This window comes from Streptomyces sp. NBC_01268 (assembly GCF_036240795.1).
In the GTDB taxonomy this organism is placed as follows: Bacteria; Actinomycetota; Actinomycetes; order Streptomycetales; family Streptomycetaceae; genus Streptomyces.
The window spans coordinates 6,923,944-6,936,045 of the sequence record NZ_CP108454.1 but is presented as its reverse complement, the minus strand read 5'-3'; the positions used below and the strand labels follow the sequence as shown (position 1 = coordinate 6,936,045).

9 protein-coding genes are annotated in these 12,102 nt (G+C 73.2%); 6 read left to right on the top strand and 3 right to left on the bottom strand.

Annotated features, from left to right (window positions below; all coding sequences use genetic code 11):
- Positions 1–78 precede the first annotated feature (78 nt).
- A complete protein-coding gene (locus tag OG309_RS31250) occupies positions 79–1,383 on the bottom strand; it encodes a M14 family metallopeptidase (RefSeq protein ID WP_329425964.1) in 1,305 nt (434 codons plus the stop codon).
- Positions 1,380–3,392, bottom strand: coding sequence for a Xaa-Pro dipeptidyl-peptidase (locus OG309_RS31245; protein WP_329425962.1), 2,013 nt, complete (start codon positions 3,390–3,392; stop codon positions 1,380–1,382). The genes OG309_RS31250 and OG309_RS31245 overlap by 4 nt, the downstream gene beginning before the upstream one ends.
- A gap of 202 nt (positions 3,393–3,594) precedes the next feature.
- Here OG309_RS31245 and OG309_RS31240 point away from each other — a divergent pair, with 202 nt between their 5' ends.
- The 6 genes from OG309_RS31240 to OG309_RS31215 all read left to right on the top strand — a co-directional run bounded on the left by OG309_RS31240 (position 3,595) and on the right by OG309_RS31215 (position 11,125).
- Positions 3,595–5,154: a M1 family metallopeptidase gene (locus OG309_RS31240; protein ID WP_329425961.1), complete on the top strand. Its 1,560-nt coding sequence runs from the start codon at positions 3,595–3,597 to the stop codon at positions 5,152–5,154.
- Between the two features lie 192 nt (positions 5,155–5,346).
- A complete protein-coding gene (locus tag OG309_RS31235) occupies positions 5,347–6,372 on the top strand; it encodes a LacI family DNA-binding transcriptional regulator (protein WP_329425959.1) in 1,026 nt (341 codons plus the stop codon).
- Between the two features lie 183 nt (positions 6,373–6,555).
- The gene (locus OG309_RS31230; RefSeq protein WP_329425958.1) at positions 6,556–7,848 is read left to right on the top strand and encodes an extracellular solute-binding protein; all 1,293 of its coding nucleotides are present in this window, start codon (positions 6,556–6,558) and stop codon (positions 7,846–7,848) included.
- A gap of 114 nt (positions 7,849–7,962) precedes the next feature.
- Complete coding sequence (locus OG309_RS31225) at positions 7,963–8,877, top strand: carbohydrate ABC transporter permease (protein ID WP_329425957.1); 915 nt, start codon at positions 7,963–7,965, stop codon at positions 8,875–8,877.
- Complete coding sequence (locus OG309_RS31220) at positions 8,778–9,701, top strand: carbohydrate ABC transporter permease (protein WP_443067646.1); 924 nt, start codon at positions 8,778–8,780, stop codon at positions 9,699–9,701. Before OG309_RS31225 ends, OG309_RS31220 begins: the two co-directional genes overlap by 100 nt.
- Positions 9,702–9,754: 53 nt before the next feature.
- On the top strand, positions 9,755–11,125 hold the full coding sequence (locus OG309_RS31215) for a GH1 family beta-glucosidase (protein WP_329425953.1): 1,371 nt from the start codon (positions 9,755–9,757) through the stop codon (positions 11,123–11,125).
- Here OG309_RS31215 and OG309_RS31210 read toward each other — a convergent pair.
- On the bottom strand, positions 11,094–11,999 hold the full coding sequence (locus OG309_RS31210) for an oxygenase MpaB family protein (protein WP_329425951.1): 906 nt from the start codon (positions 11,997–11,999) through the stop codon (positions 11,094–11,096). The genes OG309_RS31215 and OG309_RS31210 overlap by 32 nt on opposite strands.
- Positions 12,000–12,102 lie beyond the last annotated feature (103 nt).

The following is a 12,102-nucleotide window of genomic DNA, read 5'->3' as shown; positions in this document are numbered from 1 at the left end:
GCATGGTCATTACCGACCGGTAACGCTAGCCCGGAACGATCGGGAAACCCGGCCGCGACGCCACCCCACACCGCTTCCTCAACAGCTCTCCACCGGCTCTCCCCGAGTCAGCCCGTAGGCGGCGCCGGGATCGAGCAGCAGGGACACCAGAGCGCGCTGCGACTGGCGGAGCGGAACGACCGCACCACCGTCCCCGCGCACCCGCACGACGAGGCCGTGCAGTTCCAACTCGTCCTTGGACTCCGCGTACTGACCAGGTGTCAGACGGTACGCGCAGGGCGGGTCGCGGAGGATCTCGGACGGTTCGGCCGGGTCGTTGTCGGCGCCGCCCAGGAGGACGGGACCGCGGTCGGCGAAGCCGGTGTGGCGGGCCAGGGCGGTGGCCGTGGCGAGCGGGGCGCGGCGCCCGTCCAGGTAGCCGAACAGGCCCTTGAGGGCGGCCTTCTGGGTGGTCACCCGGCGGCGGTGGTTCAGCGCCGGGTCGTCCCGCTCGGCCTGGTCGCGAGCGTCCTCGCGGGTCTCCACGAGCAGCCCCACGGCGTGCTTGAGGCCCGCCGTGTTGCGCAGGATGCGCTCCTGGCCGTCGCCCGCGACCTGCTTGATCGGATCGCCGGTGAGCGGGTCGGTCCAGATGCCGTAGATGCCGGTGCCGAATCCGGCGCGGACGCCCGCGGGCCGCACGTACGTCTCGGACAGGGTGCGGGACTCGGCGTGGACGCGCGGGTCGGTGTTGAGGTTGCGCGGCCAGAGGGCCAGCAGGTCCTTGTCGTAATACGGCGGGGTGGCCCCGTACTCGTGGAGGTCGTAGACCAGCTCGGGGCGCCGGTCCCGGATGACCGCGGCCAGCGCCCGTGTCTCGGCGGTGCGCAGGGCCAGGTGGTCGCGGTTGATGTCGACCCCGTCGGCGTTGCCCCGCGTGTCGGCCTCCCGGCCGTCGGGGTTGGCGGTGGGGACGACGAGGAGGGTGGTGCGGGCGAGGAAGCGGCGGGTCCCCGCGTCCCGGGCGTAGGCGAGGTCCCGCAGGGTGCTCAGGCAGGTCTCCCGGCCGGCGGGCTCGTCGCCGTGCTGGGAGCAGACGAGCAGCACGGTCGTGGCGCCGGTGCCCAGGGTGGCGAGGTTCAGCGGGCGGCCCTGCTTCGTGGTGCCGATCGTGCGGACCGACAGGCGCGGGCTGCCCCGGTCCACCGCGGCGAGGAAGGACCCTTCGTCCGCCTCGGTGGTCCACCGGGCGCCGTCGCTGGTCTCGAACCCGGTCCGCGGGGGCGGTGGCGGGGGCGGGCCGCCCGCGGCCTCGGTCGGCGTGGCGAGCAGGGGCAGGGCCAGGGCGGCGGCGCCCACCGCGAGGGTGAGCGCGCGCCGCCGGGCGCGGGAGGTGCGGGTCATCGGGCCTCACCGGGGATCGGGGCGCCGGTCCGCGCGGGTGCGGCACGGCCGGCCGGGGCGTCACCGGGCTGAACGCGGCCGACCCGTCCGAGGTCACCGGCGGTCGCCCGGTCGAAGGCCGCGGCCCCGCCGAGCAGCGGCACCCGGGCCCAGGTGCGGGTCAGGTCGAGGGTGACGGTCGGCCGCGTCGCCGGCGGGTCGAGGAGGTCCTTGTCGGTGCCGGCGACGATCAGGGCGAGGCGGTGTCCGGCCGGGACGACGTGGTCGGTGGGCGCCAGCCTCAGGGTCATCGTGTACGCCCGTCCCGGGGTGAGCGGCCGGCCCTGGCGGGGGTCGGCCCAGGTGCCGAGGTCGGCCCAGCCGCGGCTGACCACCGTGTACCCGACGTCCGCCGTGCGCGCCTTCGTCTCCTTGAAGCAGGCGCTGTCGCCGGGGGTGCTCGCGCCCCAGCAGGTGCGCTCGGTGAGGGTGCTGATGCCTTCACCGGCCTCCGTGTAGGCCCGGATGGTGTCGGGGCCGAGGTCGACGAGGACGGCGCTCAGGTGGGCGCTGGACGTCGTCGGGGTGGCCGTGACGGTGACCGTGGAGGATCCGGAGACGCGCAGGTCGCGGGTGAGCGGGGCGGTGCTGAACCCGGCCTTGGCGGGGGTGGACCGGTCGATGCCGGCGGCCCAGTCGAGCTCGCTCAGGGCCGGGTCGTCCGTGAAGGTCTCGGTGGCGCCGCGCGGGGCGGGGGTGCGGCCGAGGCCGCCGACTCCCGGGGCGCCGCCCGCGGTGGGGCGCAGCACGGTCGACGCGGTGCCGCGGGCCGGCCAGACGCGGTCGGTGGTCCAGCGGTCGGGGGCGCGCTCGACGTCGGCCATCGGTTCGCGGTCGATGCCGTTGTCGTGGCCGAGGAGGTAGTGGTCGAACCAGCGGTGCAGGGTGCGGACCCAGTCGGCGCGCCGGAAGTCGAAGGGGTCGACGTGGCCGGTCTGGGAGAGCCAGATCTTGCGCTCGACCCCGTTCGCGGCGAGGGCGTCCCACCACTGGCCGAACTGGTTGGCGCGCACGTTGAGGTCCTGCTGTCCGTGCACGACGAAGACGCTGGCCTTCACCTTCCGGGCGTCGGCGACGTAGTTCCGCTCGCTCCAGGCCGGGGTCCAGTCGCCGCTGTACGGCGTGGCCTTCGCGATCCGTTCCTGGACGGCACCGCAACGGGCCTGGGCGTCGGGGCTGTTGACGTAGTCGGCGAGCCAGGTGGGGTTGGCGTCGTAGAGCGGGGCGCCCTGGGAGTGGAAGTAGTCGTACCAGGACGAGATCGAGCCGATGGGGACGATGGTGCGCAGGCCCTCGACGCCGGTCGCGGCCACGCCGTTGGCGATGGTGCCGTCCCAGCTCTTGCCGATCATGCCGACGTTGCCGGTGGACCAGGTGGTGGCGCGGGCCCGGTCGGTTCCGGTGCGGGTGGTGTAGCCGCGGGCGCGGCCGTTCAGCCAGTCGACGACGGCCTTGGCGGACTGGACGTCGGAGCGTCCGCCGACGTCGTCGCAGCCGTCGGAGCGGCTGGTGCCGGCGAGGTCGACGGCGACGAACGCGTACCCGCGCGGGACGAAGTAGTTGTCGTAGAACAGCGGGAACTGGACGGGGTTGCCGTCGGCGTCATAGGTCTTGCGCTGGCCCTCGTTGCCCCGGCCGCAGCAGGCGTAGTAGGGGCTGGCGTCCATGATGACCGGGATCCTCCGGCCGGCCGCGGCCGCTTCGCGGGGGCGGACGATGTCGACGGCCACCCGGTCGGTGCGTCCGTCGGCGTCCGCGTCGAGGCCGGTGTCGACCCAGACGGACTCGCGGACGGCGTCCGCGTAGGAGTAGACGGGCGCGGACTCCCGTGCTCCGGCGCCCGTGCGGGCGTCGGCCGGCTGGGCCCCGGCGGCCGGGGCGAAGGCGGCCATCAGGGCCGCCGTGGCGGCGACGGCCAGCGTTCTGCACGACAGACGAGCTCGACGGGTTCTCCGCACACGTATCGGCATGGGGCGGAACGTACCGTCCGCCGACCACCCAGCAAAAGAGTGCCGTAGGGGACATGGGGTGCGGGGGGTTCATGTCGGCCGAATGGCGATCATGTGACGGGGGGTGCTCTGGACGTGACGGCCCGTCGGGGGGCTGAATAGTGTCGCTAAGGACCGACGACCACCCGCGCGTCTTACGATTCTTACGACTTGGGGAGCACCCGTGCACCGCAGAATCATCGTTCCGAGCGCCCTCGCGGCCGGCCTGCTGCTGGCGATCCCGGCATCGGCCGCCGACTTCACCCCGGGCGCCCCGGGCATCGGCGACTCCTACTACCCCGCCAGCGGCAACGGCGGCTACGACGTCTCGCACTACGACCTGCGGCTGAAGTACGAGCCCGCGACGGACCTGTTGGAGGGCACGGCGACGCTGGTGGCCACCACCAGGCAGAACCTGTCCCGCTTCAACCTGGACCTCGGTCTGAAGGTCAGCGAGGTACGGGTGAACGGGCGCGTCGCGAAGTTCGCCGCCTCCGGCGACCACGAGCTGGAGATCACGCCGGTCACGCCGCTGGAGAAGAACAAGTCGGTCTCGATCGTGGTCCGTTACGCGGGCAAGCCGTCCGAGGTGAAGATAGGCGGCTGGTCCGCCTGGGCCCGCACCCCGGACGGCGGCGTCGCCGCGCAGGAGCCGGATTCGGCCGTCTGGTGGTTCCCGTCCAACGACCACCCGCTGGACAAGGCGACCTTCGACGTCTCCGTCCTGGTGCCGGACGGCCACCAGGCCATCAGCAACGGCGTGCTGCAGTCGCAGTCCTCGAAGCTGGGCTGGACGCGCTTCAACTGGCGCTCCAACAAGCCGCAGGCCACGTACCTCGCCACGCTGGCGGTCGGCAGGTTCGACATCACGACGGACAAGACGGCGAACGGCCTGCCGGTCCTCAACGCGTACAGCAAGGACCTGGGCGACAACGCCGGTGCGGCCCGCGCCTCCATCGAGCGCACCACCGAGGTCGCGGAGTGGCTGGAGTCGGTCTTCGGCCCGTACCCCTTCAACTCCCTCGGCGGCTACGTCCCGAACGTGACCAGCGGCTTCGCCCTGGAGACGCAGACCCGCCCGTTCTACAGCCCGCGGCAGTTCGCCAACGGCGCGAACGTCTCGGTCGTCGTCCACGAGCTGGCCCACCAGTGGTACGGCGACAGCGTCTCGGTCGCCGACTGGAAGGACATCTGGATCAACGAGGGCTTCGCCCGCTACAGCCAGTGGCTGTGGTCGGAGAAGGAGGGCGAGGGCACGGCGCAGGAGCTCGCGGACTACGTGTACGACACGCGCGCGGCCGACGACCCGTTCTGGACGGTGAAGCCGGGCGACCCGGGTGCGGAGGACCAGTTCCACGCCGCCGTGTACGACCGGGGCGCGCTGGCGCTGCAGGCGCTGCGCAACGAGGTCGGCGACGAGGACTTCTTCGCGATCCTCAAGGGCTGGCCGCAGGAGCACGCGTACGGCAACGCCAAGGTGTCCGACTTCGTGAAGTACGCGGAGAAGGTCTCGGGCAAGCCGCTGGCGGGCCTCTTCGACACCTGGCTCTACCAGCCGGTGAAGCCGGCGGCCGCCGCCGCGGCCGAGGCGGGCCCGAAGGCTCGCGCGGCGGCCCCGGCGGCGCGTTCGGCGAAGGGCGCGACCGCGGGCACGGCGAAGGGCGCGGCCCCGAAGCCGGTGCAGCCGAAGTCGTGGAAGAAGATCGCGGAGACGAACACGGTCCACGAGAACGACCGGCACTGAGCCGAGTGCCCCGCTGACGGTTCGCCGTGTCCTTCCCCGCGCCGGCGGGAGGGACACGGCGAGCGCGCGTGGCGGCGGGAGGACGGGAACCCGGGGTGAGAGCGCTTTCCCGAGCGGGCCCGGCGCGTGGGGCCGACCGGTTACCCTCGTGGCGTCAGTACCGAACCGCCGCGACGCCCCGAGGAGCCGGCCTTGAGCGAAACCGTGCCCGGTGGGCGCCCCACCCTGGAAGAGGTCGCCGCGCGGGCGGGCGTGTCCCGGGCGACCGTGTCCCGGGTCGTGAACGGCGGCGCGGGCGTGCGCGAAGTCCTGGTGGAGAAGGTCCGCAAGGCCGTCGACGAGCTCGGCTACATCCCGAACCACGCCGCGCGCACCCTGGTGACCCGGCGCAACGGAGCCGTCGCGGTGATCATCGCCGAGCCGGAGTTCCGGATCTTCTCGGATCCGTTCTTCGAGCGCCAGGTGCGGGGCATCAGCCGGGAACTGAGCGCCCACGACACCCAGTTGGTGCTGCTGTGGGTGGAGGACTCGGGCGACCACGAGCGCATCGCGCGCTATCTGGGCGGCGGGCACGTGGACGGCGCGCTCGCCTTCTCGCTCCACGACGACGACGAACTGCCCGCGATCATCCGGCGGGCCCACCTCCCGACGGTCTTCGGCGGCCGTCCCGGCTGGACCGGCCCGGACGGCCGGCCCGAGGTGCCGTACGTCGACTGCGACAACCGGGGCGGCGCCCGCGCCGCCGTACGCCACCTGCGCTCCCTCGGCCGCAGCCGCATCGCCCACATCGCGGGCCCGCTCGACCAGACCTCGGCCCTGGACCGCCTCCACGGCTACCGGGACGAACTCCCGGACACCGACCCGGACTTGATCGCGGACGGCGACTTCACCCGGGAGAGCGGCGCCCGGGCGATGGCCGCGCTCCTGGACAGCCGGACGGACCTCGACGCGGTCTTCGCCGCCAACGACCTGATGGCGGCGGGCGCCCTGGAGGTCCTGCGGGAGCGGGGCGCCCGGGTCCCGGAGGACGTGGCCGTCGTCGGCTTCGACGACATGCCCGCGGTGGCGGAGACGACCTCTCCTCCGCTGACGACGATCCGTCAGGACATCGAGGGCATGGGCCGCCTGATGGTCCGCCAGCTGATGCGCACGCTGGACGGCGAACGCGTCGAGGCCCTGATCACCCCGACGGACCTGGTCCGGCGCGCTTCGGCCTGACGCCGTCCGACGCCCGCTCCGGAGACGCCCGTACCCACGGACGGATCCGGAGCGGGCGCCAACTCATCCCCTCCACCCACCCGTTACGCGTTCGACTCTTGACGGGAACCCGGCCGGACGGGCACGCTCCTCACGCGTCTTGAGAGCGCTCTCAAGCAGTCAGGAGCCCAGGGAGGCCCCCTTATGCGCACTGTCCGGGTCCATCGAGCCGCCGCCGCGGCCGTTCTCGTCGGGGCGCTGGTCGCCGGGTGTTCGTCCGGCGGGGGCGGCGCCGGGTCGGACTCCGCCGGGGGGAAGGTGGAGATCAGCGTCGACCTCTTCGGATCCTTCGGCTACAAGGAGGCCGGGCTCTACGCGGAGTACGAGAAGGCGCACCCCGGGGTCGTCATCAAGCAGACCGACACCGAGGACGAGCAGGACTACTGGAAGTCGCTCCAGACCCGGCTCGCCGGCGGCGGCGGGCTCGCCGACGTGCAGGCCGTCGAGGTCGGGCGGATCGCGTCCGTCACGCAGCAGCAGGGCGACCGCTTCGAGGACCTGCGGAAGTACGGGGCGGAGGCGCTGAAGGGCGAGTTCGCGAGCGCCACCTGGGCCGCCGCCACCGCCCCGGACGGGGCCGTGCTCGGCCTCGGCACCGACGTCGGGCCCGAGGCCATGTGCTACCGGACGGACCTGCTGCGGCAGGCCGGGCTGCCCACCGACCGCACCGAGCTCGCCGCGAAGTGGTCCACCTGGGACGGGTACCTGGAGCTCGGCCGCCGGTACAAGGCGAAGGCACCCGGCAAGAGCGCCTGGCTCGACAGCGTCGGCAGCCTGTACACCGTCATGGTCGGCCAGGAGAAGGAGCGCTACTACGACGCCTCCGGCAAGCTGGTCTACGCCGACAACCCCGCCGTACGGAACGCCTGGGACGCCTCCGTGAACGCCGCGAAGGACGGGCTCAGCGCCAAGCTGGACCAGTGGTCCCCGCAGTGGAACCAGGCCTTCTCCGCCGGCTCCTTCGCCACCCTGCCCTGCCCCGCCTGGATGCTCGGCTACATCAAGGGGCAGGCCGGCGACGCCGGCAAGGGCAAGTGGGACATCGCGAAACTGCCCGGCGGCGCCGGGAACTGGGGCGGCTCCTTCCTCGCCGTACCGCGCGCGGCCCGGCACAAGAAGGAGGCGTACGAGCTGGTCCGCTGGCTCACCGCCCCCGCCCAGCAGGCCCGGCTCTTCCGCAAGCAGGGCAACTTCCCCTCCTCCACCGGGGCCATCGCCCAGGTCGCCGACGCCACCGACCCGTACTTCTCCGGCGCCCCGATCGGCCGCCTCTTCGGCGACGCAGCGAAGGCCGCTCCCGTGCAGGTGCTCGGTGTGCACGACAAGAACGTGGCCGACCAGATCACCAACGCGCTGAGCGAGGTGGAACGGAAGGGCACGGCACCGCAGGAGGCCTGGTCCCACGCGCGGAAGGGGGTGGAGAACGCCATCGGGTGAGCCGGGGCGTCCACGACGCGACCCGCCGTGACAACGGAGGGCGCCGCTCCCCCGGCGCCCTCCTCCCCGCCCCTCCCGAGTCCCGCCACCCCACCCCGTCGAAGGGCCCGCACCGTGACCCTCACCCGGCTGTGGCGCAGGGTGTCCCCGTACACCTTCCTCGCGCCGTTCTTCACCCTCTTCGCCGCCTTCGGGCTCTTCCCGCTCCTCTACACGGCCTTCGTCTCCCTCCACCGCGTCGAGCTCCAGACGCCCGGCGCGATGGAGTGGCGCGGGCTCGGGAACTACACGGCCCTGCTCACCGACGAGTTCTTCTGGCGGGCGCTGCGCAACACGGTCGTCATCGGCGCCCTGTCCACGGTGCCGCAGCTCCTGATGGCACTCGGCCTCGCGCACCTGCTCAACTACCGGCTGCGCGGGCGGACGTTCTTCCGTACCGCGATGCTGCTGCCGTACGCGACCTCCGTCGCCGCCGCCACGCTCGTCTTCGCCCAGCTCTTCGGACGGGACTTCGGGCTGGTCAACTACCTGCTGTCGGTGGCCGGCCTGGGACCGGTCGACTGGCAGGACGGCACGTTCGCCTCGCAGGTGGCGGTCTCCTCGATCGTCGTGTGGCGCTGGACCGGGTACAACGCCCTCATCTACCTGGCGGGGATGCAGTCGATCCCCGCCGAGCTGTACGAGGCCGCCGAGATGGACGGTGCCTCGCGCTGGCGCCAGTTCGTGCACGTCACGCTGCCGGGGCTGCGGCCGACCATCGTGTTCACGGTGGTCGTCTCGACGATCGGCGCGACCCAGCTCTTCGGCGAGCCGCTGCTCTTCGAGGGGTCGGTCTCGGGCGGCATCTCGCACCAGTACCAGACGCTCGGGCTCTATCTGTACGAGCAGGGCTGGGGCTTCTTCCACCTCGGGCGGGCGGCGGCCGTCGCCTGGCTGATGTTCCTGCTGATCCTGCTGCTCGTCGGCGCCCACGCCCTGATCGCGCGCCGCCGTTCCCGCGCCGACGAGGCCGCGGGGGTGACGGCGTGAGGGCCCGGGCCGGTCGCGGCGGAGCCGTCACGTACGCCGTCCTCGTGCTCGCCGTCCTCGTCTCCGCCTTCCCCTTCTACTGGACCGTCGTCGCCGCGAGCCGCTCCAACGCCGACCTGGCGAAGGTGCCGCCGAGCCTGCTGCCGGGGCCGAACCTCATCCCCAACTTCGAGGCGGTCCTCGACGAGGCCGACATCGGCAAGGCGCTGCTCAACTCCCTTCTGGTGTCCGGCTCGATCACCGTCGGCACGGTGCTGTGCTGCACGCTCGCCGGGTTCGCCTTCGCCAAACTGCGCTTCCGCGGCCGGGGCGCGCTGCTCGCGCTCACGGTGGGCACCATGATGATCCCGCCGCAGCTCGGGGTGATCCCGCTGTTCATGCTGATCGCCGAGCTGGGCTGGGTGAACCAGCTCCAGTCGGTGGTCCTGCCGGGGCTCGTGTCCGCCTTCGGGGTCTTCTTCATGCGCCAGTTCCTGGTGCAGTCGCTGCCGGACGAGCTGATCGAGGCGGCCCGGGTCGACGGGGCGTCCACCGCCCGGATCTTCTGGGCGATCGTGGTGCCGGTGGCCCGCCCCGGGATGGCGGTGCTGGGCCTGCTCACCTTCATGAGCGCCTGGAACGACTTCTTCTGGCCGATCGTCGCGCTCTCCTCGCAGAACCCGACCGTGCAGGTCGCACTGCGCCAGCTCGGCGGCGGCTACGTCCACGACCAGTCCGTGGTCATGGCGGGCACCCTGCTCGGCACCCTTCCCGTCCTGCTGGTCTTCGGGCTGCTCGGCCGGCAGATCGTCGGCGGGATCATGCAGGGCGCCGTCAAGGGCTGAGCCGCGCGGGCCGCCTTTCGCGTCTTTCCTCCGATACCGGGAGTCTCCCTCTCATGAACGCTCATTTCCCTGCCGGCTTCCGCTGGGGCTCGGCCACCGCCGCCTACCAGGTCGAGGGGGCCGCCGCCGAGGACGGCCGCACCCCGTCGATCTGGGACACCTTCAGCCGCACCCCGGGCAAGGTGCGCAACGGCGACACCGGCGACACCGCCACCGACCACTACCACCGGTCGCGCGAGGACATCGCCCTGATGACGCGTCTCGGCCTCACCGACTACCGCTTCTCGATCTCCTGGTCGCGGGTCCTGCCGGGCGGTCGGGGCCCCGTCTCGCAGAAGGGTCTCGACTTCTACCGGCAGCTGGCCGACGAGCTCCTCGACGCCGGGATCCGGCCGGTCGCCACGCTCTACCACTGGGACCTGCCGCAGGAGCTGGAGGACGCGGGCGGCTGGCCGGAGCGCGAGACGGCCGAGCGGTTCGCCGAGTACGCGGGGCGCACGGCGGAGGCGCTCGGCGACCGGGTCTCCACCTGGACCACGCTCAACGAGCCGTGGTGCGCGGCCTTCCTCGGGTACGGCTCCGGGGAGCACGCCCCGGGGCGCACCGACGACCGGGCCGCGCTGCGCGCCGCCCACCACCTGAATCTGGCGCACGGTCTCGGCGTGCGGGCGCTGAGGTCGGCGCTGCCGGCCTCCGCCGAGGTGTCGCTGACGCTCAACCTGCACGCGCTGCGTCCCGCCACGGACTCCCCGGAGGACCGGGACGCGGTCCGGCGGATCGACGCCGTCGGCAACCGGATCTTCCTGGACCCGGTGTTCCACGGGCGCCTGCCCGCCGACCTGGTGGCCGACACGGCCTCCCTGACCGACTGGTCCTTCGTCCACGACGGCGACCTCGACGCGATCGCCGCGCCGGTCGACTCGCTCGGGGTCAACTACTACGCCCCGGCCGTGGTCGCGGCGGGCACCTCCGCGACGCCGTCCCCGTGGCCGGGCGCCGCCGGGCACGTGCGCTTCGTGCCGCTGCCGGGTCCGCGCACCGCGATGGACTGGCCGGTGGACGCGGACGGGCTGTACGAGCTGCTGGTCCGGCTGCGGGACGAGCTGCCGCACGTACCGCTGCTGATCACGGAGAACGGGGCCGCGTACGACGACTACGCGGATCCCGAGGGCGGGGTGCACGACCCCGAGCGCGTCGCCTATCTGGCGGCGCATCTGGCGGCGGCGCGGCGGGCCCTGGCCGACGGGGTGGACCTGCGCGGGTACTTCCTGTGGTCGCTGCTGGACAACTTCGAGTGGGCCCACGGCTACGGCAGGCGGTTCGGGATCGTCCACGTGGACTTCCCGACCGGCCGCCGCACGCCGAAGGACAGCTTCCGCTGGTACGGGGAGGTCATCGCCCGGAACGGGCTGCCGTCCCGGTGAGCCGGGCCGCGCGGCGCGCCTCGCGGGCCATCGGCAGATAGCGCAGCCGCTCGGGGAGTACGGGCACCACGGCCCGTACGACCCGGGCGAAGCGGCGCAGGCGCCGCTCCTGGGCGTCCGTCCACTCGAGGCCGATCGCCTCGCGCGCGTCCGGCGGCATGAGGCCGACGGTGAGGAAGGCCCGGGCCCGCAGGAACGGCCCCCGGAGCAGCGGCCACAGCGCCTTCAGGGCGAGCCGTACGGGCAGCGGGCCGCGGTCGGGGGCCGGGACGGGCAGGTCGGTGGCGAGGAGCTCGCGGACGACGACGGTGGCCTCCAGCTCCTCGGCGAGGACCCGGCGGTAGTACGGCCAGAACTCCTCGATCGTCTGGGGCATGTCCCGGTCGTGGATGCCGAGCACCCGGCCGACCCGGAGCCACTCGGCGTAGAGCGCGCGGTCCTGGGCCTCGGTGAGGGGGCGGGCCAGGTAGCGCAGGCCGTGGCGGTAGACGGGGTAGCCGGTGGCGTGCACCCAGGAGTAGTAGGCGGGGGTCAGCGCGTGGTAGCGGCGCCCGTGGGCGTCGGTGCCCTGGATCTCCTTGTGGAGCGCCCGCAGCCGGCGCCCCTCCTCGGCGGCGGCCTCCCCGCCGTAGATCCAGAGCTGGAGCGAGCGCAGCGAGCGTTCGCCGCGGCCCCAGGGGTCGGTGCGGAAGACCGAGTGGGCGTCGACGCCGGCGCCGATGGCGGGGTGCGCCACCTGCATGGTGAGCGCCGCGGGCAGCATGAGCAGGGCGCGGACGTCTCCGGCGACGCTCCACAGGACGCCCCCGACGGGGGGCGGGGCGGGGTCGGCCTGCCGCTCCCTCTCCTGCTTCGTCCCGGTTGGCTGGGGCACGTGTACGTCCTCTCGCTCTCGCTTCTCAGGCTGCCCGGGTCCGCTCGCGCGGGCAAGGGCAGGCGGTGCGCACATGACGCGGGGCCGCGTCCCGGGCGGGTGG

Coding starts and splice junctions, on each gene's coding strand:
- OG309_RS31245 (WP_329425962.1), bottom strand. CDS start 3,392: ATGCCGATACGTGTGCGGAGAACCCGTCGAGCTCGTCTGTCGTGCAGA.
- OG309_RS31250 (WP_329425964.1), bottom strand. CDS start 1,383: ATGACCCGCACCTCCCGCGCCCGGCGGCGCGCGCTCACCCTCGCGGTG.
- OG309_RS31215 (WP_329425953.1), top strand. CDS start 9,755: ATGAACGCTCATTTCCCTGCCGGCTTCCGCTGGGGCTCGGCCACCGCC.
- OG309_RS31230 (WP_329425958.1), top strand. CDS start 6,556: ATGCGCACTGTCCGGGTCCATCGAGCCGCCGCCGCGGCCGTTCTCGTC.